We start from the raw sequence: 25,897 nt of genomic DNA, 5'->3' as shown, positions 1-25,897 counted from the left end.
CGATTCACTTCCTTGAGCTCAAGGATGGCATCAACGACTTGACGAGTCATCAAGCGGAAATCACGTGCCCCATCCACCATTTCGGTATCAGAAATTTTATTTATCAACCAATAGAAGGCCTTAGCAAAGAGTGAACGAATAGGTGGCTCACCCTTGCGGTCAGCACGTCGTGTCCCCACAACGTCGTAACCTTCTTGGATTTTGGCATACATCTCGATGAGCAGTTCAGGCGGATCTTGAAGATCGGCATCCATAACTGTGACGTAGTCACCTTGGGCTGCTTCAAGTCCTGCAAGTAAGCCTGCTTCCTTCCCAAAATTACGAGAGAAAGAGAGATAGTGAACATTCTCAAATTGCTTTGAAACCTGTCTCAGAACTTCCAAAGTGCGATCTTTTGAACCATCATTGACAAAGTAATAGTTGAATGTCAACTGATTGGCCATTTGTCGTTCAACTGCCTGACAAGCCTCTAAAAAAGGATGAATAGTCTCTTCCTCGTTATAACAAGGAACAACGATAGCCAGTGTTTTCATAAGATTTCTCCTAACGAATACCTAGGGCGATACGGGCATAGCGGCTCATCTTTTCGATAGTCCATGCTGGTGTCCAGACCAATTTAACCTCTGTCTTAGTGACCTCTGGTACTTCTTTCATAGCGTCATAAATTTGGTCTGTCAAAAGGTCTGCCAAGGGACATCCCATAGTCGTCAAGGTCATATCAATTTCAGTATAGCCATCTTGCTGGAAACGGATATCGTAAATAAGGCCAAGGTTGACAATATCAATCCCCAACTCAGGGTCAATAACCATTTCTAAAGCTTCCAAGATACGATCCTTGATTTTTTCAATTTCTGCTTCAGTGTATTTTACTTCAGACATAGCTTTTCCTCCAAAATCAGGGCCTAATTATCAGGCCCCTTCCATTTACCATCTTAGTCTTCAATAAAGTCTTTAAGTTGTTTACTACGGCTTGGGTGGCGCAATTTACGAAGGGCTTTAGCTTCAATCTGACGAATACGTTCACGAGTAACGTTGAAGACTTTACCAACATCTTCCAAAGTACGCATCTTCCCATCATCAAGACCGAAACGGAGACGAAGAACATTTTCTTCACGGTCTGTGAGGGTATCAAGCACTTCATCCAATTGTTCACGAAGAACCACACGAGTTGTGTAATCTACTGGATTTTCAATAACTTCATCCTCGATAAAGTCACCCAAATGGCTATCATCTTCTTCACCGATAGGTGTTTCAAGAGAAACTGGCTCTTGAGCAATCTTAAGGATCTCACGAACCTTATCTGGAGTCATATCCATACGTTCAGCGATTTGCTCAGGAGTTGGATCTTGTCCCAACTCTTGCAAGAGGTTACGTTGCTCACGCACCAATTTATTAATAGTTTCAACCATGTGAACTGGGATACGGATGGTACGTGCTTGGTCTGCGATAGCACGAGTGATTGCTTGACGGATCCACCATGTCGCATAAGTTGAGAATTTGAAACCTTTAGAGTAGTCAAATTTATCAACGGCTTTCATAAGCCCCATGTTACCTTCTTGAATCAAGTCCAAGAACTGCATACCACGTCCCACATAGCGTTTAGCGATTGAGACTACCAAACGAAGGTTGGCTTCTGCCAAACGTTGTTTAGCTTCCAAGTCACCATTTTCAACAGCGATAGCCAATTCTTTTTCCTCTTCGTTACTCAAGAGAGGCACTACCCCAATCTCTTTGAGGTACATACGAACAGGGTCATTGACCTTAGCTGAATTTGAACCAAGAAGCTCCTCGTCTGTCAACTCTTCTGGTTTTGGGGCTTCAACAACATATTTAGATGAAGGATTTCCGTCCTTATCAGTGATAGAGATACCACCGTCTGTCAAACGTTCCAAAAGGTCATCAATCCCATCAGCATCAAGAACAAATGGGATAACAAGTTTTTCTGTGACTTCATCATCAATTGCTGTACCAGCTTTTTTGTGGTTACGAATGAAATCAGCGACTTGAACGTTAAATGCTGTATTTTGTTTTTTCTTTGCCATGTGTTACTCCATATCTCGTTTTTGGGCGATGAGCATCTGCAGAGCTTCCACCGCTGCATCCACATCACCGTGGTTACTTGATTCTCTTATTTGTTTACTTTGCTTACGAAAGTCCTGTTCCCTCAAAAAATGATTTCTACGCTCTTCGATAGCCTGAACTTCTTCAAGACTTGTTTCAGGTGGTAAAATCTCCTCTAAAACCTGATAATAGGCTGTTTGCACCTCTTGAGAAAGTAGAGATAAAGCTACGGTATCAATCTGACCATCTTGTTTCAGAATATGATAAAGCTCCTCTAACTCAGGCGTTTGGAAGAAAAACTCCTCTCTCATGCGATAGTCATTCAAAATCATAGGATGATTAAGCATACGATGGAAGAGTTGATTTTCCGCCCGACGAAGACCTGTAATCTTAGGTGTAGAAGGTAGTTTGACCGTCCCTCTGAATCCTGACGCTGAAGACTCATAAGCACTATTACTAGCAGCCGATAATTGAGCCGTCTGCTGATTCCTAATGGTCAATCGTTCATTATTGACCGCTTGCTCGACTTGGAAAAAATCAAAGTCAGGCAAAAGGTCAGCCACCTTAGAAATGTAAGAATTTTGTGCCGTCACAGAAGGTGACTTGGCAATAATCTTAGCAATCTGCTCTACATAGGCAATCTCTGCTTGAAGATTGTCTACATTAGCAGGCTTGAGCTGTCCAATCCAAAATTCCACATCTGAAATGCGGGACTCGACCAAGAGTTTCCCCAAAGCCTCTTCGGATGTTTTCTGTAGATATTCATCAGGGTCCATATTGTCTGGAATTTTAACAATATCGACTTGAAAATCCGATAAAAGCTCAAGAGACTTGGCAATCGCATTTTGCCCAGCCTTATCACCATCATAGGTCAGAACAATTTTCTTGGTGAGTTTACGCAGACGATTGACATGTTCAGGGGTCAAGGCCGTCCCCATAGAAGCCACAGCATTAATATGCCCAGCCCTATAGGCAGCAATGACATCCATGAACCCCTCCATCAGATAGACCTCATGGGTCTTCTGAATGACTGGCTTAGCCTGATCGAGGTGGTAGAGTTCATAGGATTTATTGAAAATACGGGTAGCCCTTGTATTTTTGTACTTGGCTTGTCCTTTTTCAATATCTCCCTTAGTCCAAACACGCCCTGAAAAACCGATGGTCTTTCCAAACTCATTTTTGAGTGGAAACATAATTCGATTTTTAAAAGTATCGAAAAGACGATTACTTTCAGAAAGATTAAAAAGACCTGATTCTGTCAGCACCTCTTCGTCATATTTTTTTGATACAGACTGATAGAGATAATCTGGTTCGTCAGGGGCTAGACCAATCTGGAAGGTCTTAAGTAAATCGTCAGTCATACCACGCTCATAGAGGTAGGCACGCGCTGCTTCTCCTATCTTGGTCGTCATCAGAACAGCGTGATAAAACTTCAGCGCATCCTCATGAAGATCATAGAAAGCTTGATTAGGAGAATTCTGCTGCTGAGCCTGTCTTGGTGCGTCTATCGTAACTGCAATACCTAAGCGGTCTGCCAGAACCTTGACACTTTCTTGGAAAGAAATCTGACGGTATTCCTCTAAAAATTTAAAGACATCCCCAGACTTTCCGCAACCAAAACAATGGTAAAACTGTCTGTCCTCAATAACATTAAATGAGGGGGTTTTCTCCTTATGGAAGGGGCAGAGACCTAGGTAATTGCGACCTGCACGATTAAGACTGACAACTTCGCCAATCACGTCGACGATGTTGGTACTGCTCTTAATATCTTCTATTAAAGCTTTATCAATCACCATCTAATCGCCCCCTATCTTACCATAATTGCATTACCCCTAATTATAACACGATGAAAAATGAAAGTAAAATAAAATCAATTTTTCATGAGCAAATCTCTTGTCAAGATTTACAAAATCGGATAAACTATTAAAAGTAAATAAAAGAAAGGATTTATTGTCAAAATGATTAAAGAACTTAAAGACTTTTTGTTCAAGGGTAACGTCCTTGATCTTGCTGTAGCCGTTGTTATGGGGGCTGCTTTCAACGCTATTATCACTTCACTTGTTGGTGATATCATCACACCACTTATCCTTAACCCAGTTGTTAAGGCCGCTAACGTTGAGAACCTTTCTAAATTGTCATGGAACGGTATCGCATACGGTAGCTTCTTGAGCGCAGTTATCAACTTCATCATCGTTGGTACTACTCTCTTCTTCGTTGTTAAAGCTGCTAGCAAAGCAACAGCTCTTAGCAATAAAGAAGCTGAGGATGCTGCTGAAGCAGCAGGTCCATCACAAGAAGAATTGCTTGCTGAAATCCGCGATCTTCTTGCAAACAAATAATTTTTATTTGTTCAACTAAAGACATATGAAACTTAAGACGCCTGAACTATCAGACGTCTTATTTTTTATATCTCGCGAATACCAACTGTTTATCTATACTAGGAAAAAGAAAAAACTTGAGTAAACTCAAGCTTTTCTCTGTTAATTTCATTCTTAATTAGAATTTTTTACGTTTGCGAGCTGCCTCTGATTTACGTTTACGTTTTACAGAAGGTTTTTCGTAATGTTCACGTTTACGAGCCTCTTGAAGAGTACCAGCTTTAGTCACAGAACGTTTGAAACGACGAAGAGCGTCGTCAAGTGATTCGTTTTTACGTACTACTGTTTTTGACATTGAATTCACCTCCTCAAGATAATGTAACATTTTACACGTTCTATTCAAGTATACAAGACTCGTCTTTTTCTGTCAAGAAATATCTTTTAAGTTTGAGAATTTTTGACATCATCCCTATTTTCTATATTTCATAATGATTCATCAGATGATTTGCCATACAAAAAAACTAGAGGGAACACCCTCTAGTTACTCTTTTATTCAACTGCTGTGTATTTAGAAGCATCCTTGATGTACTCGTCATAAGTACCATTATCTTTCAATTTCTTGATAACCTTGTTTACTGCTTCTTTCAATTTGTCATTACCTTTAGCCATAGCGACAGCTTTAGCATCACCATCGTCAACTTTGAGGGCAACACTTGCCAAAGCCAAATCTGGATTTTGTGCCACGTAACCTTCTGCTACTGGTTTTTCAAGGTCAACAGCATCAACTTGGCCAGATTTAACTTCGTTAATGGCTTCACCCATTGCTGTAAGTGATACGACTGTTGAATCTTTCAATTGTTTCTTAGCAAGACCTTCTTCAATGGTACCTTTTTGAACAGCAACTTTTTTACCTTTGAAAGCATCTAGGCTTGAGTAAGTTGATTCTTGATCTTTACGAACGATGATAGCATTTTGTGTTTCGTAGTAAGGATCTGAGAAATCGAAAGTTTTCTTACGTTCAGCTGTTACTGAGATACCTGAGATAGCGAGATCAGCTTTACCTGATTGAAGACTTGAAAGGACATTATCGAAGCTCATTGTTGTTACTTCGAGTTTTACCCCAAGTTCATCAGCGATAGCTTGTGCCAACTTGATGTCTGAACCAACAACTTGGTCTTTACCGTCGACCAAAGTTTTGAACTCAAACGGTGCATAGTCTGGGCTAACTGCTACGACAAGTTTTTTATTTTCTTTAATAGATTCGTAAGCATCTTTTTTTGACCCACAAGCTACCAAAGTAACAGCAGCAAGGAGAGCCATAGCTCCAAGGAATAGTTTTTTCATAAGAAACTCCTGTATAAATATAATTTTTGCTCGTTTATTTTACTTAAAATTAGTGGTATTGTCAACATTTATTAAGAAATTGCGACAGTTTTTCCAAGCCTTTTTGAAGAACTTCCTTGTCACAGCAATAACCGATGCGGACATGTGACTCCTTGTCAAAACGGTTACCCGGAACCACAAGAACACCATAGTCTTGAAGAAGCTCTAAGGCAAAATCTTCGATAGGACGATTGACATCTAATTTGACGAAGGAAGTTGACACACGGGCAGGACGAATCCAGCTAGCCTTAGGTTCCTTGGCAATCCATTCATCCATAAGAGCTAGATTTTCCTCTACAATCTGACGATTACGCTCTAGGATGGCTTCTTTATTTTCCAAGACAAGGGTAGCCACCATATCATCAAAGACACCCGCACAAATCATTGTGTAATCGCGGTAGTCCCGCAGAATGTCTGCCACCTCAGTATTAGAAGCTACCCAACCAACTCGAATACCAGGAATCGAATAGGTCTTTGAAAGACTGTTGACCGCAATTCCCTTTTCATATAAATCAACAATAGAAGGTGCAGGCTGGTCAAAACTGCGATAGACCTCATCTGAGAAGATATAGGCACCCACTTCTTTGGCGATAGCCACTAGGTCCTCAAGGTAAGCAGCATCCATAAGGGCACCGGTCGGATTATTAGCATTGTTAATGCAAATCATCTTGGTATTGGGACGAATCAGACGACGTAGTTGCTCCAAATCAGGCAACCAGCCCTTGTCCTCCTCAACTTCCCAGAGATCCACTTCTGCTCCTAGTGACTTAGGAATGTCATAGAGCTGTTGATAAGTTGGATACATGGAGATGACATGGTCCTCAGGCTCAATAAGCGCATAAAGGGCTAGCATCGTCGCTCCTGTAGCCCCATTGGTTTGGAGGATATTATCAACCGGCATGTTCTTGTATAAGCTAGCCACTTGAGTTTTGAACTCTGGTGACCCCTCAATCCAGCCGTAATCCATCTTTTTCTTTAGAAGTTGGGCAAAAAAGGCATCCTTATCAAGGCCTGACAGGTCAAATAATTCTTCCATTGTGAGGGCCTTAATTGAAACTCCTGCGATATCATATATGGCAGATTTTTCATGGACATTAAGCCATTCTTCAACACCAAAACGTGGTAGCTTCATAGTTTCTCCTTGCTTTTCTTAAGCACTCTATACGATGTCATTTGTCTATTTGAACAGACTTACCTACTTTGATAATAACTGTTTTTAGCAGAGAATTCAATAAAAAATGGGGTATTCCCCATTTAGATTTAAGAATTTTTGGAGACTCCCCTTAAGTGAATAAAGCGAGGACCAAACAAGACTTTTCACTGTTGATGAAAGCACCTGAAACATGCTCGTTTCAGGTGCTCGGGAGTTTTAAATTTACTTACTTTGTTTGTAGGTTGATGCTTCTTTCAACCATTGGTCAAATTTCCCAGAGTCCTTAGTCTCTTTGATGACGGCATTGATTTCTTTAAGCAAGTCATCTGAACCTTTACGTGTTGCGACGGCATAAGCATCTGTGCCATCTGACTTGAGATTAAAGTTGGCAAGGGTTAAATCATCATTTTGAGCGATATAACCTTCTGCAATGGCCTTCTCGAGTACAACTGCTTGAAGCTGTCCTGACTTGAGTTCGTTAATCATTTCACCATTTGAAGCCAGTGATACCACACTTGCCTTAGGGATTTGTTTCTTAGCAACTGTTTCTTGAACAGACCCTTTTTGCGTACCGACCGTTTGTTTTGCGAGACTATCAGTGCTAGTGTAGTCATTTACCTTGTCTTTTTTGACAATCACTACATTTTCTGACGTATAGTAGCTGTCTGAAAAATCATAAACCTTCTTACGTTCGTCTGTCACCGAAATCCCTGCAATGGCGATATCGGCTTTACCACTTTGCACGTTAGCAAGAACATTATCAAAAGACATCACGGAAAATTCAACCTTTACACCGAGTTTTTCACCGATAGCTTTGGCCAACTCGATATCTGCTCCAACTAGCGTATCTTTGCCGTTAACCAACGATTTGAACTCAAAAGGCGCAAATTCAGATTCTGTTGCCACGACAATTTTCTTCTTTTCCTTAATCGTTTTGGGACTTACTCCCTGACTTCCGCTACAAGCAACTAGAAAGCAGGTAGCGACTAGAGCTGTAAAGATAAACCAAAATTTCTTCATATGATAACCCCTTATTTAGTAGAACTCTTAAGTGAAAGAGTATAGGCATCTTGAACATAGCTGTCAATCTTACCTTCTTTTTTGAGTTTAGCGATAACCTTATTAACCTTTGCTTTTAGCTTATCGCTTCCTTTAGGCATTGCGACGGCATAGGCATCTTTTGAATCAGACTTGAGCGTAATGTCTGACACAGCTAAGTCACTGTTTTGGTCTACATAACCTTGTGCAATGGCTTTTTCAAGAACCACTCCTTCAACTTGACCAGATTTCAATTCATTGATAGCTTCACCAGGTTGTGCCAAGGATACCACATTAGCATCTGACAAGTTGGCTTTGGCGATATTTTCTTGAATAGAACCTTTTTGAACGGCTACAGATTTTTTAGCAAAATCACCGGTTTGTTTGTAAGTTCCCGTCGCATCTTTTTTGACAACAAGAACCGTTTCAGACTCATAGTAGGTATCTGAGAAATCAAAGATTTTCTGACGTTCTTCAGTGGCTGATATTCCGGAAATGGCGATGTCTGCCTTACCAGATTGAACATTGGCTAAGACATTATCAAAAGACATTTCAGAAAATTTGACTTTTACACCAAGCTCATCTGCAATAGCCTTAGCAATTTCGACATCTGCCCCAACAATCGTATCCTTACCATTTTGGATTGTCTTGAATTCAAAAGGAGCAAAGTGTGGATTAAGAGCAACTGTCAAAGTTCCTTTATCTTGTACCTTTTCCAAAGTGTCCTTCGACGAAGAACAAGCTGCTAAAGTCGTCAAAGCAAAGATCCCTGCAAATCCCAACAAAAGTTTTTTCCATGTTTTCATAATCAATCTCTTTTCTATATTTATTAACTTATGTAAGTATAATAATGTATTATTATGCATTTGTCAATGAAAAAATGAACTTTTATTGATTAAAATTTTCATTTTTATTAATTTTATCGTCATTACAAAATCTAAAAAATGCTTATTTAAAGCTCTTCTATCTGATTTTAACGACAAAAAAACTATTCATTCATTTGAATAAATAGTTCATATTATTACCAAAATTCTCGGATAAAGTCATTTTCGAGTCGCTCCCGATAGAAAAGTTCTGAGAGATTGTCTTTTTCAAAGACACGAAGGAGATTAATCATGTCATAAGCCAAGTCCATCTTAGGAACATCCTCTCTAGCAACCCAGCGAACTTCGCCTTCTTCTGTTGAATGGATTTTTCCTTCAAAATCCGAAGTTCTATAAAGGAATACTAGATAACGCTCATCATCTGTCGTGTAAAAATGCTTCATACCAACTAATTTAGGGTTTTTGATGGTCAAGCCAGTTTCTTCTTTAACCTCACGGATAACTGATTCTACCAGACCTTCATGTGCTTCGATATGGCCACCGGGTAGGGCTGCTCCCGACCAGTAATAACGCTTGGGATCGCGAATTTGCATGACAATATTTCCATGACCATCTTCGATGAGACACATGTTGGTCAGAATAGTAGCTTGTGAACGTGACATAGATAGTCCTTTCTAGTAAGTAGTCAAATAAAATCTTAACAATTAGTTTTTAATCGACTCTCGATGTCGCAAATGCAGATAAATAGAAGCATAGAAAGCCATAAACAATATATAACCAAATATTGGTATCCAAACAAGTTCTCTTTTTATCATCCACAAGGGCTCAAAAATAATTCGCGGATTCTCTTCATTCATATCACTTATACCTACCATAGCATGCAACAGAAATACAATAAGGTTAAAATTTAAACCAATAAAAGCTGCAATTTTTCTCTGATGCTTATAGGCAATCTGATCCTTATGGGCAAGAAGTAAGAGGAACCAGATAAGAAAGTTAAGCTCAAACGGAAACAATATACCACTTCAAAATAAGGTAGGGAAATAAACATAAATCAGAAAAGAAATAACAAAACCTGGTATAAAAAGACAGATTGTCTTAAACCAACTTGAATTCAATGTTGCCTCCTTTTTTGAAAGTTCATCTTGCTAAAGCATCAACCTAACGTCCAGTATTTCTAATCCATACTCTTCAGTTCTAGCACCATATCACGGATTTGAGCCGCCAATTCAAAGTCAAGTAGTTCTGCTGCTTCATGCATTTGTTTTTGAAGTTTCTTGATGGCTTCTTGGCGTTCTTTCTTGTTCATGGCACTGTAGTCCACAGTATCCTCTGCCACTTCTGCTTCATTAGCCTTGGTAATCGAAATAAGGTCACGAATTTCTTTCTTAATCGTTTGTGGAACAATGCCATGCTCCTTATTATAGGCCATCTGGATTTCACGACGACGAGCTGTTTCATCCATGGCCTTCTGCATAGACTCTGTAATCTTATCCGCATACATGATAACGTGCCCCTCACTATTTCGGGCAGCACGTCCGATTGTTTGGATAAGTCCACGTTCGTTACGAAGGAAGCCTTCCTTATCCGCATCCAAAATAGCAACCAGACTAACCTCAGGAACGTCAATCCCTTCACGAAGAAGGTTAATCCCGATAAGAACATCAAAGACACCTAGACGCAAGTCACGGATAATCTCCGTACGTTCCAAAGTCTTAATGTCAGAGTGCATGTATTTAACCTTGACACCCATTTCCTTGAGATAGTCAGTCAAGTCTTCAGCCATCTTCTTAGTCAAAGTGGTTACAAAGACACGCTCGCCTTTTTCAGTTCGGGCATTGATCTCACCAAGGAGGTCATCCATTTGTCCCATAGTTGGACGCACTTCGACTTCTGGATCAAGAAGCCCTGTCGGACGGATGATTTGCTCAACGACAGTCTCAGTTTGCTCCATCTCATAGTCCCCTGGAGTGGCAGACACATAGACAATCTGATGAACATGACTCTCAAATTCTTCACGTCGAAGTGGACGGTTATCAAGCGCTGATGGCAAACGGAAACCGTAATCAACCAACATCTTCTTACGGGCCTGGTCCCCGTTATACATTCCCTTAATCTGACCCATGGTCATGTGACTTTCATCAATCATGATAAGGAAATCTTCTGGGAAGAAATCAAGCAAGGTGAACGGTGGCTCGCCTTCTTTACGTCCATCCATGTGTCGTGAGTAGTTTTCAACACCATTGGTGTAGCCCATTTCACGAAGCATTTCAACATCGTATTCAGTCCTCTGGCGGATACGTTGAGCCTCGATGAGCTTACCCTCAGCTTCAAATTGCTTAACCTGGGCTTCCATCTCTTCCATAATATTCTTGATGGCTTCTTCCATATGCTCTTCATTGGTCATAAAGTGAGTCGCCGGGAAAAGAACAAGGTGCTCAACCTCGCCGAGATTGCGTCCTGTCAAGCTCTCAATCTCACAGATGCGGTCAATCTCATCACCGAAAAATTCCACACGAAAGGCGTGTTCATCGCGGCTGGCAGGGAAAATCTCGACTACATCACCGCGTACACGGAATTTCCCACGTTGGAAATCAATGTCATTTCGCTCAAACTGGATATCAACTAGGTCATTTAGTAACTTATCTCGAGAAATCTCTTGGCCTGGTCGAAGGCTGACCGCTGAATCGGCATATTCTTTGGGCGAACCCAAACCGTAAATACAAGAAACGGAAGCCACAACGATAACATCATTACGCTCAAGGAGGGCCGATGTCGCTGAGTGACGAAGCTTATCAATTTCATCATTTACAGAGCTATCTTTTTCGATATAGGTATCCGATGACGGTACATAGGCCTCTGGCTGATAGAAATCATAGTAGGAAACGAAGTATTCTACAGCATTGTCTGGGAAGAATTCCTTGAACTCACCATAAAGCTGACCTGCCAAAGTTTTATTGTGGGCGATAACCAAGGTTGGTTTATTGACGCGCTGGATGACCTGACTCATGGTATAAGTCTTACCTGTCCCAGTCGCTCCCTTTAGAATTTGAGCCTTCTCACCACCTTCAATATTGTCCACCAAGGCTTCGATGGCCTGAGGTTGGTCCCCAGAAGGTTCATATTTAGAAACCAAATGGAATTGGTTATCTTCTTTTCTATCTATCATTCTTTTTCCTTTCATTTATGTAATCATTCATCTCTTGGTCGGAGAAGATTTCCCCACTTGTAAGCGGAATTTGAATCATTCGCATCTTAGCGACATAGGCACGTTTCTTCCGTGATTGATGACCAAGTTTTTTGTCATAGGTAACAGCTGTCTCACCATTTTTGAAGAAGATAAGCAACACTTGATATCTCTTTTTATCATCAACCTCGGCATCATAGTCGAAGACATGCTCGATGCGTTTCAAAGAATATCTCACTGTCGAAGAGCGTCCAATATCCTCCATCCGTGTTGTCCAAGCTTTCTTGACAAATTCAATCTCGGATAAGGGAATGTCAAAAGTTTTCCGTCCAAATGCTTGGCCATAGTAGGTCAAGGAATTGTCATCCAGTTCCAAGAGCTTTCCATGACCTTTGAGATTTACGATACCGTCTATGAGGTGAACAATGGATAATAAAAGCCAAAATAAAACAATGACAGCAAGGAACTGCTTGACTGGATTGTCACGAAGAGAACCTCTAATGAGCTCAGGACAAAGAATCCATAAAGACAAGACAGAAAATATAAGGCCAACGACTATTTTCAATTTCAACATGACCCTATCAAGCTTAACTATCATATTGTCTCCTCCATGTGTTTCTTCTATTTTAACACAGAAGTAAAAAGACCGAGTCTTTGAACTCAGCCTTAAAAGTTTTCTTTTTTCAATTGTAGACGAAGAATGATAATCCCTACTAGGAGAACGAGACAGGTAACAAGATTTCCTTCTAGACCAAAGGCCCCTCCTGATAACCAATCAGGCGTGCCTGACCTGGCCTGAAAGTGCAATAAGCTACCACCTGCATGCTGCCCACTAACTGCCACGCCAACTAGATTCCCTTGCGCGAAGTTCCAAGCACCGTGAAGGGCAGCAACACCCCAGATATTATCTGTCTTGAGCATGTAAAGAGCCATGAGAACTCCTACTAGAACAATACTGATAAGAGACAAGGCGGTAACACCTTGATTTCCTAGGTGTAATATTGAAAAGAAAGAACTTGAAATAGCAATTCCCCAGGAAAGGTTCAATTTATTAGTCACCGTCTGAAGTAACCAACCACGTGTCACCAGTTCCTCGGTTCCACCTTGGATAAACCAGAAAGGTATTAGGGATAGTATATATAAGAGGGTTCTCTGAGAAAAGTCTACTTTTACAAATTCTAAACCGCCTAGTAAATAAGTCCCAAGGAAACTAACTAACAAGAGCAAAGTTCCAAGTCCCCAACCCTTAAGCAAGTTCAACCAGATATGACCCTTGAAAAATCCTAGTGTGCGAATGGGACGTTTTTCAACAACTTTAACCCAGAAAAAGATAGCTAAGGCAGTAAAGGCAAAGGCTCCCAACTGAAAATACAAGGTTGAAAATATTTTATAGTAAATCGAATGTATATCCTGGAACTGAATGTTGCCATTTAATACTAAGAAAGAAAGAACAATAGCCATTGGAATTCCCACAACAATCCCTGATAGAAATCCACTTATAAGGAAATAACCAAAGGCAATAAAACAGGACAGCATAATCATCAGCCAACTTGGAACTTTATCATATCGACTGGTATATTTCTCAAGCATACGTTTCTTCATTTTTTAGCTCCTGTAACAAATCTTACATGTATTCGATTACAGTGTAACTAATTGACACAAGCTTGTCAACTTCTTCTCAGATAGCTCTCATAGCTAACGAACTTTGTTACATTTCCTAACATCAAACTCCAAGAAGTTTGATAACAAGACCTTTTTTTGATAGAATAGGAAGGTATTTTATAAAGGAGACTTTTTATAATGAAGAAAAAACTTCTGACACTCTTCTTGAGTGCCATGTCAGTTTTCTTTGTTTTCGGAGTTAAGGTATCTGCTGAAACAATTTCAGTCGTTTCAGACACAGCCTATGCCCCATTTGAATTCAAAGATTCTGATCAGACCTACAAAGGTATCGACGTTGATATCATCAACGAAGTTGCCAAACGTAAAAATTGGGATGTTAACCAAACCTTCCCTGGTTTCGATGCAGCTGTTAACGCTGTTCAATCAGGCCAAGCAGACGCCCTAATGGCCGGTACTACTGTTACCGACGCACGTAAGAAGGTCTTCACTTTCTCAGACACTTATTACGACACTTCAATTGTTATCTACACACGTAGTAGCGACAAAGTCAGCGACTACAAACAATTGAAGGGTAAAACAGTCGGTGTGAAAAACGGTACAGCTGCTCAAACTTGGCTTGATAAAAACGCTAGCAAATATGGTTTTACAGTTAAAACTTTTGACACTAGCGACTTGATGAACAACAGCTTGGATTCTGGTTCTGTTGACGCAGCTATGGACGACACACCAGTTGTTAAATACGCTATTGGTCAAGGAAAAGACTACGCTATCAACATTAAGCCTGAATCTATCGGTAGCTTCGCTTTCGCTGTTAAAAAAGGCGGAAAACACGAAAATCTTATCAAAGACTTCAACGAAGCTCTTAAGGAAATGAAGAAAGACGGCACCTACGATAAAATCATGAATAAATGGTTGGGTGACTCAGAAAAATCTTCTTCATCAAAACCTTCAGCAGATCTTAAATTGACTGGTGATGCTAACGCAAAAGCCACTCCTGTTAAGGAAACCTACACTATCTCAATGGACTCATCTTTTGCTCCATTTGAATACCAAAATGGTTCAGGTAAATATGTAGGTATCGATGTCGATATCATCAATGCCATTGCTAAAAACCAAGGTTTCAATGTCAAATTGACAAACCCTGGTTTCGATGCATCACTTAATGCTGTACAATCTAGCCAAGCTGATGCCGTATTGGCTGGTATGACCATCACTGATGCTCGTAAACAAATCTTTGACTTCTCAGATCCTTACTACACATCAAACATTCGTTTGGCTGTAGCTAAAGGAAGTAAGGTTAAATCTTACAAGGATCTTAAAGGTAAGACTGTAGGAGCTAAGAACGGTACGTCATCATACTCATGGTTGGAAGACCACGCTGGTGAGTATGGCTTTACTGTTCGTGCTTACGATGAAGCTTCTACTATGTATGACAGCTTGAACTCTGGTTCAATCGATGCTCTTATGGATGATGAAGCCGTTCTTCTATACGCTATCCAACAAGGACGTAACTTTACAACACCAATTGAAGGTATTGCCACTGGTGAAGTCGGATTTGCTGTTAAAAAAGGCACTAACCCTGAGTTGATTGAGATGTTCAACAATGGTTTGGCTGCTATCGTTAAAGATGGTACTTACGATAAGATTATCAATAAATACCTCGATAGCAACAAATCAAAAGAAGGAAGCTCGAAAAAAGCTACCGATGAAACAACCATCGTAGGCTTGATTAAAAACAACTACAAACAACTTCTTCAAGGTCTTGGAATTACCCTTGGATTGACCCTTCTTTCATTTGCTATTGCCATGATTATCGGTGTTATCTTCGGTATGATGGCAGTTGCACCAAACAAGACACTCCGCGTGATTTCGCAAGTCTTTGTTGACGTGGTTCGTGGTATCCCATTGATGATTGTTGCAGCCTTCATCTACTGGGGTATTCCTAACTTGATTGAAAATATCACTGGTCACCAATCACCAATCAATGACTTTGTGGCAGCGACAATTGCCCTCTCACTTAACGGTGGTGCTTACATTGCCGAAATTGTACGTGGTGGTATCGAAGCTGTTCCTATTGGTCAGATGGAAGCTAGCCGAAGCTTGGGTGTCCCTTACAATACAACAATGCGTAAGGTTATCTTGCCACAAGCGGTTCGCTTGATGTTGCCAAACTTCATCAACCAATTTGTTATCTCATTGAAAGATACGACTATCGTATCAGCTATCGGTTTGGTTGAACTCTTCCAAACTGGTAAAATCATCATTGCTCGTAACTACCAATCATTCCGTATGTATGCGATCTTGGCCATCCTTTACTTGGTCATCATCACATGCTTGACAAAATTGGCTAAACGACTAGAAAAGAGACTTAAATAATGGCTGAATTGAAAATCGATGTGCAGGACTTGCACAAATCATACGGCGACAATGAAGTCCTTAAAGGCATTGACGCCAAATTCTACGAAGGTGACGTTGTATGTATCATCGGTCCTTCAGGTTCAGGTAAATCAACCTTCCTTCGTACGCTTAACCTACTTGAAACAGTGACATCTGGTAAGGTAGTCGTTGATGGCTATGAATTATCAGATCCTAAGACAAATCTTGACAAAGCCCGTGAAAATATCGGGATGGTCTTCCAACATTTCAACCTCTTCCCACACATGACAGTCCTTGAAAACGTGACATTTGCACCTGTTGAACTCGGACGTATGAATAAGGAAGAAGCTGATAAATTAGCTATGGATCTTCTTGATCGTGTGGGACTTGCTGACAAGGCAGATGCAATGCCAGATAGCCTATCAGGTGGACAAAAACAACGTGTGGCGATTGCACGTGGTTTGGCAATGAATCCTGATATCATGCTCTTTGACGAACCTACTTCTGCCCTTGACCCTGAAATGGTCGGAGACGTTCTTAACGTTATGAAAGAATTGGCAGAGCAAGGTATGACCATGATTATCGTTACTCACGAAATGGGATTTGCTCGTCAAGTTGCCAACCGAGTAATCTTTACTGCGGACGGTGAGTTCCTCGAAGATGGTACTCCAGATCAAATCTTTGATAACCCACAACACCCACGTTTGAAAGAATTCTTGGACAAGGTTCTAAACGCCTAATTATCAAAACAGTTACTCTTGCTAGAGTAGCTGTTTTTGATTACCATTTTGGATAAGAAAAACAGAGCAAGTGCTAGACTTGCTCTGTTTCTTCATTTAATTCAGGGTGTTTCGCTGCTTCTTCCCTTGCCAAACGCTCACGTTCAAGACGGAGTTTTCGGTTAGGATTTAAGCGTGTAAAGAGTTCTTCAAGTTTCTTTGGATTCCAAACATCGGCCGCAGAAACAAAGTTTCCATCTTTATCCCTGAAGGATATCGGTTTATCTCCCATTGTAAACCTCTTATTTCAATATTTTTATATTTCACTGACCTTACGCAGTTAGTGAGGTTGATAGGCAGTCCGACATAGCGACTGCCGTAGACTATCAAGTGCTTCAGCACTTAGAGAGTCTTTCAACGTCAATCCACAAACTCAAATTCGAAGTTACCGATACGAACGATATCGCCATCCTTAGCACCACGTTCACGAAGCGCTTCATCAACTCCCATACCACGCAATTGACGTGCAAATTTCATGATAGATTCGTCACGTTCCATATTAGTCATGACAAAGAGTTTTTCAAGTTTCTCACCAGAAAGTACCCATGAAGCATCGTCGTCACGACTAATTTCAAATGGACGTTCATCCTCGTTAAAGCCATAGTAAACTTCTTCTTGCTCCATATCGTCTTCGCTATAAAGCAAGAATTCGTCTGTCTCATCAAGCAATTCTGCAGTAGCTTCCAAGAGATTTTCCAAACCTTGGTGAGCCAAACTTGAAATTGGAAAAATTTGTGGCAACTCATCAAATTCATCATAGTTAGCAGCCAATTTTTCCTTAAACTCTTTCAAGTTTTCCTCAGCCCCAGGCATGTCCATCTTATTAGCCACAATAATTTGTGGACGTTCCATCAAGCGAAGGTTGTAAGTTTCCAACTCTTTGTTAATTTGAAGATAGTCCTCGTAAGGATCACGCCCTTCACTCGCTGACATATCAATCACATGAAGGATAACACGTGTACGCTCAATATGGCGAAGGAACTGTGTTCCCAAACCAACACCCTGGCTAGCCCCCTCAATCAATCCTGGAAGGTCAGCCATGGCAAAGCTCTCACCTGACTTCGTACGAACCATCCCCAAGTTAGGAACAATTGTCGTAAAGTGATAGGCACCAATCTTTGGTTTTGCTGCTGTTACCACACTGAGAATCGTTGATTTACCAACGGATGGGAAACCAACCAAACCAACATCAGCCAAAATCTTCAATTCCAATTGAAGTTCACGTTCTTCTCCTGGTTCACCATTTTCAGCGATTTCAGGAGCAGGGTTACGAGGTGTCGCAAAACGGATATTTCCACGTCCACCACGTCCACCGTGAGCAACGACAAACTCTTGGCCATCCTCAACCATATCAGTAATAACCTTGCCTGTCTCAGCATCACGCACCGTTGTACCAGGCGGGATGCTAACGATGAGGTCTTCAGCACCTCGACCGTGCATTCCCTTGGTCATGCCTTTTTCGCCATTCTTAGCCTTGAATTTACGGTTATAACGGAAATCCATAAGGGTACGCAAGCCTTCGTCAACCTTGAAAATGACTGAGCCTCCCTTACCACCGTCACCGCCCCAAGGACCGCCATTGGGTACATATTTCTCACGACGGAAAGCGACCATCCCGTCACCACCACGACCAGCTTTGACACTAATCTTGGCTGTATCTAAAAACATACTCATCTCTCTATCTCTCTTTCTGACTCGTGTGTCCTATATCAAGACATTCTCATATAAAAGAATTTCTGACAGACACAAAAAAACGCTTGATAGCGTCTTAAAGGACAGCTGCGACTGCTTGGAAAATCAATGCCCCAACTGTTACTAATAGCATAATCAAAACGACCAATACTGTTAGACGTTCAAAAAATGATTTCTTACGTGGTCCGTTATCTCCAAATGCCACTTGAATTTACCTCGTTTTTTCTTCTAATATTTCACAATAATAGTAACAAAAATCTGCCTATTTCGCAACTCTTAGACTAGCTTAAGCCAAAGGAATTCCAAAAACCGTTAAAGCTTCCAACTCCTCCTCGGTCAAACGTCGCCAAGCACCAAGGTCTAAATCATCTGGCAGGCTTAAAGGTCCCATGCTCAGACGTTGTAACTCTGTCACTTCCTTACCACAAACAGCTACCATACGCTTAACCTGATGGAATTTCCCCTCAGCAATGGTAATCTGAACCAGGCTAGTCCCAGTAGCCCTATCTACTGAAATAATTTCTAGTTTAGCCGGTTGGCAAGTATGATCTTTGAGTTCAATTCCTTTTTCAAAAGCCAGAATATCCTCCTGATTCATGATTCCATCAACCTTAGCCTGATAAATCTTATCAACATGTTTCTTTGGAGACAGCATAGCGTGAGCTAAATCGCCATTATTTGTCAAAAGCAGGAGACCGTGAGTATCAATATCCAAACGTCCAACAGGAAAGACCTGCTTATGTCGTGCTGTATCATCCAGTAAATCAAGTACTGTCTTGTGACGGGCATCCTCCGTCGCTGAAATGACTCCCTGAGGCTTATTTAAAAGATAGTAAACAAAGGTCTCGTGTGTTAATGCTTGACCTTGAAAAGCAATCTGGTCTTGATTCTCATCAATCTGAGTCTTGGGTGACGTCTCCACCTGACCATTTACGGTCACTTGCTTCTTTTTGAGAAAGGTCTTGACTTGACTGCGACTACCAACACCACAATCAACCAAAAACTTATCCAGACGCATCTATACTTCCTCCTTTATTGGAATCCAAACTTCCATCTCATAATCTTCAGCCTGACGATTCCCTGGTGGATAAACCTCTACAGTTGGCTGATTAATCATTTCAAAATGTTTCTTAGCATAATGAAAACTCTCCCAAACAGCTGCTGTTGCAGGCCCACTAAGTTTAAAAACCGCATAAGTAGCTGGTGCAAGAGCAATCATTTCCATACTATCATCCTCACCAGCCAAGGCCGTTACATAAGTCTTGCGACTGCCATCATTGATCCGAATACCATAGGTAGGAACAGCCAAATCATCTTGTTCTGCCAAAAAGGGTACCCAAAGAAAGTCTGTTGGCTTACCTAGTTCCTCGCCCTCAAAAACCATCCCTGAAAAACTCAAAAATCCCTTTCGAACAACCTTCACATCATAACGAACGGTTACTAAATCTAGCTTTTGAATCACCTTTTTCAGTTTTGTCAGTTCAACTGGAACCTCATCCGCTAGGACATAGGAAATCTTTTCTACAAATGCTTCTTTTTCAGCATTACCAGAACCTATAGGAACCAAAACCCAATCTTCTGCTGTAACACTTTGGTCTTCACAAAGGTAGGTAAAGTGCTTTCCTCCTTCGTTAAAAGACACATCAGCTAAACGAAAAAGGGGCTCAGGCAAATCGACAACCACCATTTCAAGCCCCTTTGCTTGAAACAAGAGCTCTTGATCCCTTAAACGCACTTTCATAGCCAAGCTATCACTATCAATAGAAAAGCTGTTAGCCGAGTCCATTACAGACTGAAAGAAGGCCTGGTGTAACCCTGAAAAAGTCCAGACAGCATGCCAACGACACATCATCTCGTAATCATCAATGGTCACAAGAAGAGAGAGCTCCTGCTGGTCTGACGCATAAGAATAGGCTTGAACGCTCAATTGGTCTGGTGTCAGGTAGTCATTAACAAAGACCGCAAAGTCATCCATGGTTTGAAAATCTGACATAAACGCTCCTTTTCTATTCCTCGACCGAGCCTGTCACATACATGGTAAACGTAGCCCTTGTAAGAATTTTCTCTTCCTGATTAGTAATAACAACTTCCACCACCTTAGTCGTCTTACCATTATGAACACATAGTCCTTCAATCTTGAGTTGGTCAGACAAATGCCCTGCCTTGAGGTAATTGATATTAGACTGAAGCGTCACCGCATAGTCGCCTGTTGAAATGGCCACAAGCCCTGCAACCTGATCACAAAGCGTAAACAAATACCCTCCGTGAGCATTACCAAAATAATTCAGGGACTTCTCAACCACCTTAGTTGTCACGATGACATGTCCCGTTTCAAATAGTTCTTCTTGAAAATTCTCAAACACACGGATTTCATGTAGTTTGTCTTGCATAGCAAGCCCTCCTATTGTTGCTCATTCCACACCTAGTGAAATGACACGTCTTTATCTACTAGTATAACACGAAGTTCATAAAGGATAGTAAGCTTATTTGGCTAAGCTAATATCAACCTGAATATCTTCACGAAAAAGCTTCTTCACTCGGCAAAAATTATCCACAAAAGCCAAGAGTTCTTGCTCATTTTTCAAAATCAGATCCTCAGGTAAATGAATGGCAAGGATGAAATGCCCTTCTTCATAGTTGGAATCAACTTGAATAGCAAGCTCCTCGATTCCCTGATACTTGGCAAAATAACTCTGTAGACACATGGTCACACAGGAAGCCAAGGCAATATTCACCAAGCTCATCGGTGTTTCCCCATCATCCGTGTAGCCAAAAAGTTCCACAGGTGCTCCATAACCCTCTGAAAGCGAATGGAAACGTTTGTCACCTTTAATTGTTGTTTGATACATCATGTCACCTCAATCTGTTTTTTATTATTATAACAAAGAGAGCCTTAAGGACCGAGCTGAACGCTTTGAAATATCTATCAAAAGAAGAAAAAGCGTAAGAGCTTTTAGCTCTTATTTTTCAATAGATTAGCCTTGTACAACACTGGCATTACTAAGGGATTACAGTTGAGTAAAAGCGACTGGAAGCGCTTTTAAAATTATGGTAATTCATTTAAAATGAATTTACTAAGAAAAAAGGGAGACTATTATGAAAACATTTTCTAAATTAACTTTAGCCTCTGTCTCAGTTCTTGCCTTGTTGACCTTAGCAGCATGTGGCAACTCTAAAGACAAAACTGACTCGTCATCTTCAGCACCATCATCAAGTAAGGTGACCAAAGAATCTTCTTCAACTGATTCAAGTGCTTCAGTAAAAGTCAACAAAGACGGATCAACTGAGGTCAGCGATGGAAACGGTAACTCAGCAAAAACAAACGGTAATAATACTGTCGAAGCCAACGATAGCGAAGGTAACAGTGCAACAGTTGGTCAAGATGGCTCAGTCGACGTTAATAGCCAAGACGGTACAAATGTCAAAGTTGGATCAGACGGGACTGTCTCAATTGGTAACTAATAAGATAAGATAGGCTAGCTAATCTGCTAGTCTATTTTTTAGGTTCAGATTGATGTAAACGCTTCCTGAAAGTGCTATAATAGGCGTGGAAATGCAAATTCAGGAGGTGAGATAATGAAGAATAAAATCATCTTAGGATGCTTGGCTGCAGCGACCTGTGAAATTCTCTTTGGGCTCAGTTTTATCTTTACCAAATCTATTACAGCACAGGTCAGTGACCTGGCTTTAATCTCTTGGCGCTTTGTCACCGCCTTCCTTTTTATCAACCTTTATTTCCTATTCAGCCGACGTCGGCTAAACATTAACGGTAGAAATCTTAAACCTCTGACACGTATTGCCATTCTCAATCCGATTATCTATTTTATTTGCGAAACGATTGGCATTCGTATGACGACTGCTTCTGAAAGCGGAGCCTTCCTCGCCTGTATCCCAGTCGTTGCCCTTATCATGTCCAGCCTAATTTTAAAAGAATGGCCTAGCCGTTGGCAAGTGGTCGGTGTCATCACAACCCTTGTCGGTATTATCATGGCTGTCTTTGCTGCTGGCGGTTCTACTCACTTCTCCCTTGTTGGCTACTTGATTCTAGGGCTAGCAGTCATCTCCTACGCCCTGTATTGCGTTGATGTTGAAAGGGCAAGTCAATTCACCAGCCTTGAGATTACCTATTTTATGCTTGCCAGTGGTTGCCTGACATTTGGACTCTTTGCACTCAGCCAAGGCTTTCTAGCTGGCTACTTAAAAGAACTCTTACTTCTTCCTTTGACCAATCCAAAATTTACAATCACTATCCTTTATCAAGGCTTGGGATGTAGTGTTCTGGGCTATTTGCTATCAAATTTTGCCATCGCCAATATCGGGGTTAACCGAACAGCTTCCTTCATTGGGATTTCGACAATTATATCTATTCTAGCTGCTGTTATTGTCTTAGGAGAGCCCTTCTCACATCTACAAATTTTTGCAGGAATTTTAGTCGTCTTGGGCGTCTATGTGGCCAATAAAACCTAAAACTCTCGGGAATTAATCTTCCGAGAGTTTTTAGTCTTAATCAAGCTCTGTTTGGATTAACACGACGAGTTCTTCCTCATTAGGAATGCTGCTTACCGCAGTCGGCTCAGGTAAAGCCTTATCTCCATACCCCTTAATAATATGTGATAAGAACACAGACGCTTTTGTCATGGCAAGAGGTAAAGAATCTGCCCTAATGCTACGACCAAAATCAGGAAAACTAATTTGATAACCTTCCTCAATCGTGTGAAAAATCGCTGGATATTCGTATAACATGTCTCTTCCCCCATTTCAATACTATACTCCTCTATGATAAGATGCGTTTGAAGAGAAGTCAACCAAAATCATTACAATGGGGGAGTGAAACCATTCGAAACAATACAGCAAAGTTAAAATAAGGCTTAGTCCGTATTCAACTTGAGAAAGTGGCACCGATTCGGTGCTTTTTTGATGCCCAAAAAGCCCATTGGAATAATCCAACGGACTCTTTTTATAGCTACTATTTCTTAACCCCATCCAAAATCTCAATCACCTTATACAAATCTGGTTCTGTGATTTGGTAAGGCGCTTGTTCACGGACGATTGGTTTAGCACAAAAGGCGATGCCGATGCCAGCTGTCTTAATCATAGGCAAATCATTAGCACCGTCACCCATAGCAATGGTTTGCGAGAGTTCGAGACCATTTTCTGCTGCCCAATCTTTGAGTTTGGCTACCTTGACATCTTTGGTGACAATGTCACCATAGACCTTACCAGTTAAGACACCGTCAACCACCTCTAGGTGATTAGCCTTAACATAATCGATTCCTGCTTCAACTGCTAGTCTATCCACAGTCTCATGGAAACCTCCAGAAACCAAGCCTACCTTAAAGCCACGGGCGTGGAGTTCATATACAAGTTCCTTGGCTCCCTTGTTGAAATGAATACGAGCGTAGACCTTGTCAAATATACTCTCTGGCAATCCCTTGAGGGTCGCCACACGCTCATTCAAGGCCTGTCTAAAATCCAATTCTCCACGCATGGCACGCTCTGTAATTTCAGCAACCTTTTGACCAACGCCTGCTTCTTCTCCCAATAAATCAATAACTTCTTCTTGGACTAGCGTAGAATCTACGTCCATAACTAATAAACCTTTAACTTCTGACATAATTACCTCGATTCTTCGATGTCTATATAAGCCTTCACTAGATTTAATTCAAATATGAAATGAAAAACGGACCTTACAAAAAATTCTGGACCGTAGTCCAGAATCTTTCTCTTACATACGAATTTGTTCGCGTGTCTTCTCGTAAGATGATACAAAACGATCTGTCACACCTGGTTCAACTGTTTCCAAAGCATAAGAGATTTCTTCCAAAGATGCATCATAATCATGATCAACCTCAAACAATTTAAGTGCATGCTCAAAGCTACTTTGAACAGCAGGTTCGAACGAACGGTAGCGGTTTGAGTATTGCAAGAGTTGCTCAGTCAAGGTTGCATTTTGAACAACCAAGTAAGCAGTCTCTTCCAAATGATCAATGGCGTTTTTAGATATTTCTGTCAAACGCATTACCGCATCAATATTAATACGGCCACGGCTGAGTTCGTCCATAAGGGCCTCAATTTGAGCACTAGTTGAGAAGAATACACTCAAGAAGGATTGAGGAATACCTGGCAGGTTACGTTTTTCCATGTAACGCTTGATAACATGCAATTTATTAACATAAAGATCAAGCTCTTCACGTGCTTTAGCTTCGTTTATCTCAATAGCCTGAAGATTTTCAAAGACCTCAACCTGACCATTTTCAACAGCTGACAAGGTATTAAGACTCTTTTCAAAGATTTTCTCAAGTTCTGAGAATGGTTTTACCTGAGTTTCAAAATTTTCAAGGGTCGGAAGAACAGCCGTCTCCACACCTGAAATATCAGATGCAAAGCTACGAACATCTGCCGCATATGTTTCATCGAAGATGTAAGTCAACATGAGACGCTCAAGCTCTTCTTGAAGTTTCTTGTTGTTTTCTTTAGCATGCTTGAGATAATCTGGCAAAATTTTCTTTTGACGCATAACAACCTTGTATGAGGCAATTTCACGTTCAAAAATGCTATACAAGTTGTCAATTTTTTCTTGAATCTCAGCGTTTTCTTCTTCCGCACGGTCTAAATCAAGAGAAACCAACTCACTTGAGTTTGAACGGATAGCTTCACGAATTTCTTGGAAGCGACGTTCGATATTTTTCTCAGGGAAGTGATAATTTTGCTCAATCAACTTGCGATAGCCAGATTCCAAATCATCCAACTGATCTGGGAAATCATCTTCCAACTTAGCTACAATAGCAGGAATCTTCTCTGAAATTTGACCCAATGCAATAGTGTGCTCTTCTGCACGATCCAAGATAGTAGATGCTTCAACAGGGTCACCTGATGAGTTAAGCGTCACGAATTCAGCAAACTCAGCTTCAATGTTTTTAAGCTGTTTATTGATTTCAGTCATGGTAGAACCGAAATTATCAGAGTTTTCCTCGATTGAGTTTTGCAACTCTTCGTACAAGTCTAATGCATGCTTAACGCGAGCACTGTTCTTTTCTTCTTGTTCTTTCAAGGTTGAGAGCGCTTCGCGGATAGACTTGATGTCTTCTTCCACAAGATCTAACTGACTCTCAATGTTATTGATTTCACCACTAGCCTTGAAGAAATGGAAGGTATCGTTCATATTTTCAGCTTCGAAAATATGATTTTCAATATCTGCGAATGAATTTGTCGAGATATCAATCCATTTCTGATTCCATTCACGGAATGTTGTTTGACTTTGTCCAATCAAGTGAAGCTTTTTAACTTCTTCAATTTCTTCGTTAATTGGCAAGTCAAACAATTTTTGCTTGCGTTCTTCAAGCTGTGCAATCCGCGAATCATTTCGTTTTCTAATAAGAATACCGACTAAGTAAGCGATAATTACGAGCATAACTACCACTACAATCAGTAAAACAATTCCGCTAGACATAGTTTCTCCTTAA

General features: G+C 40.8%; 28 protein-coding genes. 5 read left to right on the top strand and 23 right to left on the bottom strand.

Annotated features, from left to right (window positions below):
• From O3670_RS00830 to dnaG, 4 genes are all read right to left on the bottom strand, one after another.
• A partial coding sequence (locus tag O3670_RS00830; RefSeq protein WP_371595675.1) for a glycosyltransferase family 2 protein occupies positions 1 to 533 on the bottom strand: 533 nt, incomplete at its 3' end.
• Between the two features lie 10 nt (positions 534 to 543).
• Complete coding sequence (locus O3670_RS00825) at positions 544 to 879, bottom strand: metal-sulfur cluster assembly factor (RefSeq protein WP_002884757.1); 336 nt, start codon at positions 877 to 879, stop codon at positions 544 to 546.
• A gap of 53 nt (positions 880 to 932) precedes the next feature.
• A complete protein-coding gene (gene rpoD / locus O3670_RS00820) occupies positions 933 to 2,042 on the bottom strand; it encodes an RNA polymerase sigma factor RpoD (RefSeq protein ID WP_002884252.1) in 1,110 nt (369 codons plus the stop codon).
• A 3-nt stretch (positions 2,043 to 2,045) separates the two neighbouring features.
• The gene (dnaG, locus tag O3670_RS00815; RefSeq protein ID WP_195950523.1) at positions 2,046 to 3,857 is read right to left on the bottom strand and encodes a DNA primase; all 1,812 of its coding nucleotides are present in this window, start codon (positions 3,855 to 3,857) and stop codon (positions 2,046 to 2,048) included.
• A gap of 162 nt (positions 3,858 to 4,019) precedes the next feature.
• Between dnaG and mscL the strand changes: the two genes are divergently transcribed.
• Positions 4,020 to 4,400: a large conductance mechanosensitive channel protein MscL gene (mscL, locus tag O3670_RS00810; RefSeq protein WP_371482483.1), complete on the top strand. Its 381-nt coding sequence runs from the start codon at positions 4,020 to 4,022 to the stop codon at positions 4,398 to 4,400.
• Positions 4,401 to 4,557: 157 nt separating this feature from the next.
• Here the strand turns inward: mscL and rpsU are convergent, their stop codons facing one another.
• The 9 genes from rpsU to O3670_RS00765 all read right to left on the bottom strand — a co-directional run bounded on the left by rpsU (position 4,558) and on the right by O3670_RS00765 (position 13,566).
• Complete coding sequence (rpsU, locus tag O3670_RS00805; RefSeq protein WP_002884573.1) at positions 4,558 to 4,734, bottom strand: 30S ribosomal protein S21; 177 nt, start codon at positions 4,732 to 4,734, stop codon at positions 4,558 to 4,560.
• Between the two features lie 194 nt (positions 4,735 to 4,928).
• On the bottom strand, positions 4,929 to 5,723 hold the full coding sequence (locus O3670_RS00800; RefSeq protein ID WP_037602915.1) for an ABC transporter substrate-binding protein: 795 nt from the start codon (positions 5,721 to 5,723) through the stop codon (positions 4,929 to 4,931).
• A 61-nt stretch (positions 5,724 to 5,784) separates the two neighbouring features.
• Positions 5,785 to 6,894 (bottom strand): aminotransferase, encoded by a 1,110-nt coding sequence (locus O3670_RS00795; RefSeq protein WP_371595674.1) that lies wholly within the window; start codon positions 6,892 to 6,894, stop codon positions 5,785 to 5,787.
• 243 nt (positions 6,895 to 7,137) lie between these two features.
• Positions 7,138 to 7,935 carry a transporter substrate-binding domain-containing protein gene (locus O3670_RS00790; protein ID WP_175063032.1) on the bottom strand — a complete coding sequence of 266 codons (798 nt, stop codon included), beginning with the start codon at positions 7,933 to 7,935 and terminating at the stop codon, positions 7,138 to 7,140.
• An 11-nt stretch (positions 7,936 to 7,946) separates the two neighbouring features.
• Positions 7,947 to 8,759: a transporter substrate-binding domain-containing protein gene (locus O3670_RS00785; RefSeq protein WP_064521014.1), complete on the bottom strand. Its 813-nt coding sequence runs from the start codon at positions 8,757 to 8,759 to the stop codon at positions 7,947 to 7,949.
• Between the two features lie 215 nt (positions 8,760 to 8,974).
• Positions 8,975 to 9,439 carry an 8-oxo-dGTP diphosphatase gene (locus O3670_RS00780; RefSeq protein ID WP_037611855.1) on the bottom strand — a complete coding sequence of 155 codons (465 nt, stop codon included), beginning with the start codon at positions 9,437 to 9,439 and terminating at the stop codon, positions 8,975 to 8,977.
• Between the two features lie 515 nt (positions 9,440 to 9,954).
• Positions 9,955 to 11,946 carry an excinuclease ABC subunit UvrB gene (gene uvrB, locus O3670_RS00775; RefSeq protein ID WP_021143783.1) on the bottom strand — a complete coding sequence of 664 codons (1,992 nt, stop codon included), beginning with the start codon at positions 11,944 to 11,946 and terminating at the stop codon, positions 9,955 to 9,957.
• Complete coding sequence (locus O3670_RS00770) at positions 11,936 to 12,562, bottom strand: hypothetical protein (RefSeq protein ID WP_021143782.1); 627 nt, start codon at positions 12,560 to 12,562, stop codon at positions 11,936 to 11,938. The genes uvrB and O3670_RS00770 overlap by 11 nt, the downstream gene beginning before the upstream one ends.
• 68 nt (positions 12,563 to 12,630) lie before the next feature.
• The gene (locus O3670_RS00765; RefSeq protein ID WP_064521011.1) at positions 12,631 to 13,566 is read right to left on the bottom strand and encodes a CPBP family intramembrane glutamic endopeptidase; all 936 of its coding nucleotides are present in this window, start codon (positions 13,564 to 13,566) and stop codon (positions 12,631 to 12,633) included.
• A 198-nt stretch (positions 13,567 to 13,764) separates the two neighbouring features.
• Between O3670_RS00765 and O3670_RS00760 the strand changes: the two genes are divergently transcribed.
• Both O3670_RS00760 and O3670_RS00755 read left to right on the top strand, forming a co-directional pair.
• Positions 13,765 to 15,963 carry an ABC transporter substrate-binding protein/permease gene (locus O3670_RS00760; RefSeq protein WP_084869402.1) on the top strand — a complete coding sequence of 733 codons (2,199 nt, stop codon included), beginning with the start codon at positions 13,765 to 13,767 and terminating at the stop codon, positions 15,961 to 15,963.
• Positions 15,963 to 16,703: an amino acid ABC transporter ATP-binding protein gene (locus O3670_RS00755; RefSeq protein ID WP_129852008.1), complete on the top strand. Its 741-nt coding sequence runs from the start codon at positions 15,963 to 15,965 to the stop codon at positions 16,701 to 16,703. Before O3670_RS00760 ends, O3670_RS00755 begins: the two co-directional genes overlap by 1 nt.
• A gap of 73 nt (positions 16,704 to 16,776) precedes the next feature.
• Here the strand turns inward: O3670_RS00755 and O3670_RS00750 are convergent, their stop codons facing one another.
• From O3670_RS00750 to O3670_RS00720, 7 genes are all read right to left on the bottom strand, one after another.
• A complete protein-coding gene (locus tag O3670_RS00750) occupies positions 16,777 to 16,974 on the bottom strand; it encodes a hypothetical protein (protein WP_002884415.1) in 198 nt (65 codons plus the stop codon).
• Between the two features lie 128 nt (positions 16,975 to 17,102).
• Positions 17,103 to 18,416 (bottom strand): GTPase ObgE, encoded by a 1,314-nt coding sequence (gene obgE / locus O3670_RS00745; RefSeq protein ID WP_022496325.1) that lies wholly within the window; start codon positions 18,414 to 18,416, stop codon positions 17,103 to 17,105.
• A 94-nt stretch (positions 18,417 to 18,510) separates the two neighbouring features.
• Positions 18,511 to 18,639 (bottom strand): DUF4044 domain-containing protein, encoded by a 129-nt coding sequence (locus O3670_RS00740; protein ID WP_002884629.1) that lies wholly within the window; start codon positions 18,637 to 18,639, stop codon positions 18,511 to 18,513.
• Between the two features lie 81 nt (positions 18,640 to 18,720).
• Positions 18,721 to 19,452, bottom strand: a complete 732-nt coding sequence (locus O3670_RS00735) for a pseudouridine synthase (RefSeq protein WP_022496324.1) — start codon at positions 19,450 to 19,452, stop codon at positions 18,721 to 18,723.
• Positions 19,453 to 20,427: a GyrI-like domain-containing protein gene (locus tag O3670_RS00730; RefSeq protein WP_038676569.1), complete on the bottom strand. Its 975-nt coding sequence runs from the start codon at positions 20,425 to 20,427 to the stop codon at positions 19,453 to 19,455.
• A gap of 13 nt (positions 20,428 to 20,440) precedes the next feature.
• A complete protein-coding gene (locus tag O3670_RS00725; protein WP_021143776.1) occupies positions 20,441 to 20,824 on the bottom strand; it encodes a PaaI family thioesterase in 384 nt (127 codons plus the stop codon).
• A gap of 93 nt (positions 20,825 to 20,917) precedes the next feature.
• Positions 20,918 to 21,283: an OsmC family protein gene (locus O3670_RS00720; RefSeq protein WP_038676572.1), complete on the bottom strand. Its 366-nt coding sequence runs from the start codon at positions 21,281 to 21,283 to the stop codon at positions 20,918 to 20,920.
• 247 nt (positions 21,284 to 21,530) lie between these two features.
• On the opposite strand from O3670_RS00720, the gene O3670_RS00715 reads away from it, so the two are divergent.
• Both O3670_RS00715 and O3670_RS00710 read left to right on the top strand, forming a co-directional pair.
• The gene (locus O3670_RS00715) at positions 21,531 to 21,896 is read left to right on the top strand and encodes a hypothetical protein (RefSeq protein ID WP_038676574.1); all 366 of its coding nucleotides are present in this window, start codon (positions 21,531 to 21,533) and stop codon (positions 21,894 to 21,896) included.
• A gap of 114 nt (positions 21,897 to 22,010) precedes the next feature.
• The gene (locus tag O3670_RS00710; RefSeq protein ID WP_371595673.1) at positions 22,011 to 22,901 is read left to right on the top strand and encodes a DMT family transporter; all 891 of its coding nucleotides are present in this window, start codon (positions 22,011 to 22,013) and stop codon (positions 22,899 to 22,901) included.
• A 36-nt stretch (positions 22,902 to 22,937) separates the two neighbouring features.
• Here the strand turns inward: O3670_RS00710 and O3670_RS00705 are convergent, their stop codons facing one another.
• From O3670_RS00705 to ezrA, 3 genes are all read right to left on the bottom strand, one after another.
• A complete protein-coding gene (locus tag O3670_RS00705; protein WP_002884756.1) occupies positions 22,938 to 23,177 on the bottom strand; it encodes a hypothetical protein in 240 nt (79 codons plus the stop codon).
• 223 nt (positions 23,178 to 23,400) lie between these two features.
• Positions 23,401 to 24,048, bottom strand: coding sequence for a phosphoserine phosphatase SerB (gene serB / locus O3670_RS00700; protein ID WP_201710713.1), 648 nt, complete (start codon positions 24,046 to 24,048; stop codon positions 23,401 to 23,403).
• 111 nt (positions 24,049 to 24,159) lie between these two features.
• On the bottom strand, positions 24,160 to 25,884 hold the full coding sequence (gene ezrA, locus O3670_RS00695) for a septation ring formation regulator EzrA (protein WP_371595672.1): 1,725 nt from the start codon (positions 25,882 to 25,884) through the stop codon (positions 24,160 to 24,162).
• Positions 25,885 to 25,897: the final 13 nt, after the last annotated feature.

It is taken from the genome of Streptococcus sp. 27098_8_74 (assembly GCF_041431705.1).
GTDB lineage: Bacteria > Bacillota > Bacilli > Lactobacillales > Streptococcaceae > Streptococcus > Streptococcus salivarius_E.
The sequence above is the reverse complement of the archived record's forward strand: the minus strand, read 5'-3'. Positions and strand labels throughout refer to the sequence as shown.

Coding starts and splice junctions, on each gene's coding strand:
- O3670_RS00825 (WP_002884757.1), bottom strand. CDS start 879: ATGTCTGAAGTAAAATACACTGAAGCAGAAATTGAAAAAATCAAGGAT.
- rpoD (WP_002884252.1), bottom strand. CDS start 2,042: ATGGCAAAGAAAAAACAAAATACAGCATTTAACGTTCAAGTCGCTGAT.
- dnaG (WP_195950523.1), bottom strand. CDS start 3,857: ATGGTGATTGATAAAGCTTTAATAGAAGATATTAAGAGCAGTACCAAC.
- mscL (WP_371482483.1), top strand. CDS start 4,020: ATGATTAAAGAACTTAAAGACTTTTTGTTCAAGGGTAACGTCCTTGAT.
- rpsU (WP_002884573.1), bottom strand. CDS start 4,734: ATGTCAAAAACAGTAGTACGTAAAAACGAATCACTTGACGACGCTCTT.
- O3670_RS00800 (WP_037602915.1), bottom strand. CDS start 5,723: ATGAAAAAACTATTCCTTGGAGCTATGGCTCTCCTTGCTGCTGTTACT.
- O3670_RS00795 (WP_371595674.1), bottom strand. CDS start 6,894: ATGAAGCTACCACGTTTTGGTGTTGAAGAATGGCTTAATGTCCATGAA.
- O3670_RS00790 (WP_175063032.1), bottom strand. CDS start 7,935: ATGAAGAAATTTTGGTTTATCTTTACAGCTCTAGTCGCTACCTGCTTT.
- O3670_RS00785 (WP_064521014.1), bottom strand. CDS start 8,759: ATGAAAACATGGAAAAAACTTTTGTTGGGATTTGCAGGGATCTTTGCT.
- O3670_RS00780 (WP_037611855.1), bottom strand. CDS start 9,439: ATGTCACGTTCACAAGCTACTATTCTGACCAACATGTGTCTCATCGAA.
- uvrB (WP_021143783.1), bottom strand. CDS start 11,946: ATGATAGATAGAAAAGAAGATAACCAATTCCATTTGGTTTCTAAATAT.
- O3670_RS00770 (WP_021143782.1), bottom strand. CDS start 12,562: ATGATAGTTAAGCTTGATAGGGTCATGTTGAAATTGAAAATAGTCGTT.
- O3670_RS00765 (WP_064521011.1), bottom strand. CDS start 13,566: ATGAAGAAACGTATGCTTGAGAAATATACCAGTCGATATGATAAAGTT.
- O3670_RS00760 (WP_084869402.1), top strand. CDS start 13,765: ATGAAGAAAAAACTTCTGACACTCTTCTTGAGTGCCATGTCAGTTTTC.
- O3670_RS00755 (WP_129852008.1), top strand. CDS start 15,963: ATGGCTGAATTGAAAATCGATGTGCAGGACTTGCACAAATCATACGGC.
- O3670_RS00750 (WP_002884415.1), bottom strand. CDS start 16,974: ATGGGAGATAAACCGATATCCTTCAGGGATAAAGATGGAAACTTTGTT.
- obgE (WP_022496325.1), bottom strand. CDS start 18,416: ATGAGTATGTTTTTAGATACAGCCAAGATTAGTGTCAAAGCTGGTCGT.
- O3670_RS00735 (WP_022496324.1), bottom strand. CDS start 19,452: ATGCGTCTGGATAAGTTTTTGGTTGATTGTGGTGTTGGTAGTCGCAGT.
- O3670_RS00730 (WP_038676569.1), bottom strand. CDS start 20,427: ATGTCAGATTTTCAAACCATGGATGACTTTGCGGTCTTTGTTAATGAC.
- O3670_RS00725 (WP_021143776.1), bottom strand. CDS start 20,824: ATGCAAGACAAACTACATGAAATCCGTGTGTTTGAGAATTTTCAAGAA.
- O3670_RS00720 (WP_038676572.1), bottom strand. CDS start 21,283: ATGTATCAAACAACAATTAAAGGTGACAAACGTTTCCATTCGCTTTCA.
- O3670_RS00715 (WP_038676574.1), top strand. CDS start 21,531: ATGAAAACATTTTCTAAATTAACTTTAGCCTCTGTCTCAGTTCTTGCC.
- O3670_RS00710 (WP_371595673.1), top strand. CDS start 22,011: ATGAAGAATAAAATCATCTTAGGATGCTTGGCTGCAGCGACCTGTGAA.
- O3670_RS00705 (WP_002884756.1), bottom strand. CDS start 23,177: ATGTTATACGAATATCCAGCGATTTTTCACACGATTGAGGAAGGTTAT.
- serB (WP_201710713.1), bottom strand. CDS start 24,048: ATGTCAGAAGTTAAAGGTTTATTAGTTATGGACGTAGATTCTACGCTA.
- ezrA (WP_371595672.1), bottom strand. CDS start 25,884: ATGTCTAGCGGAATTGTTTTACTGATTGTAGTGGTAGTTATGCTCGTA.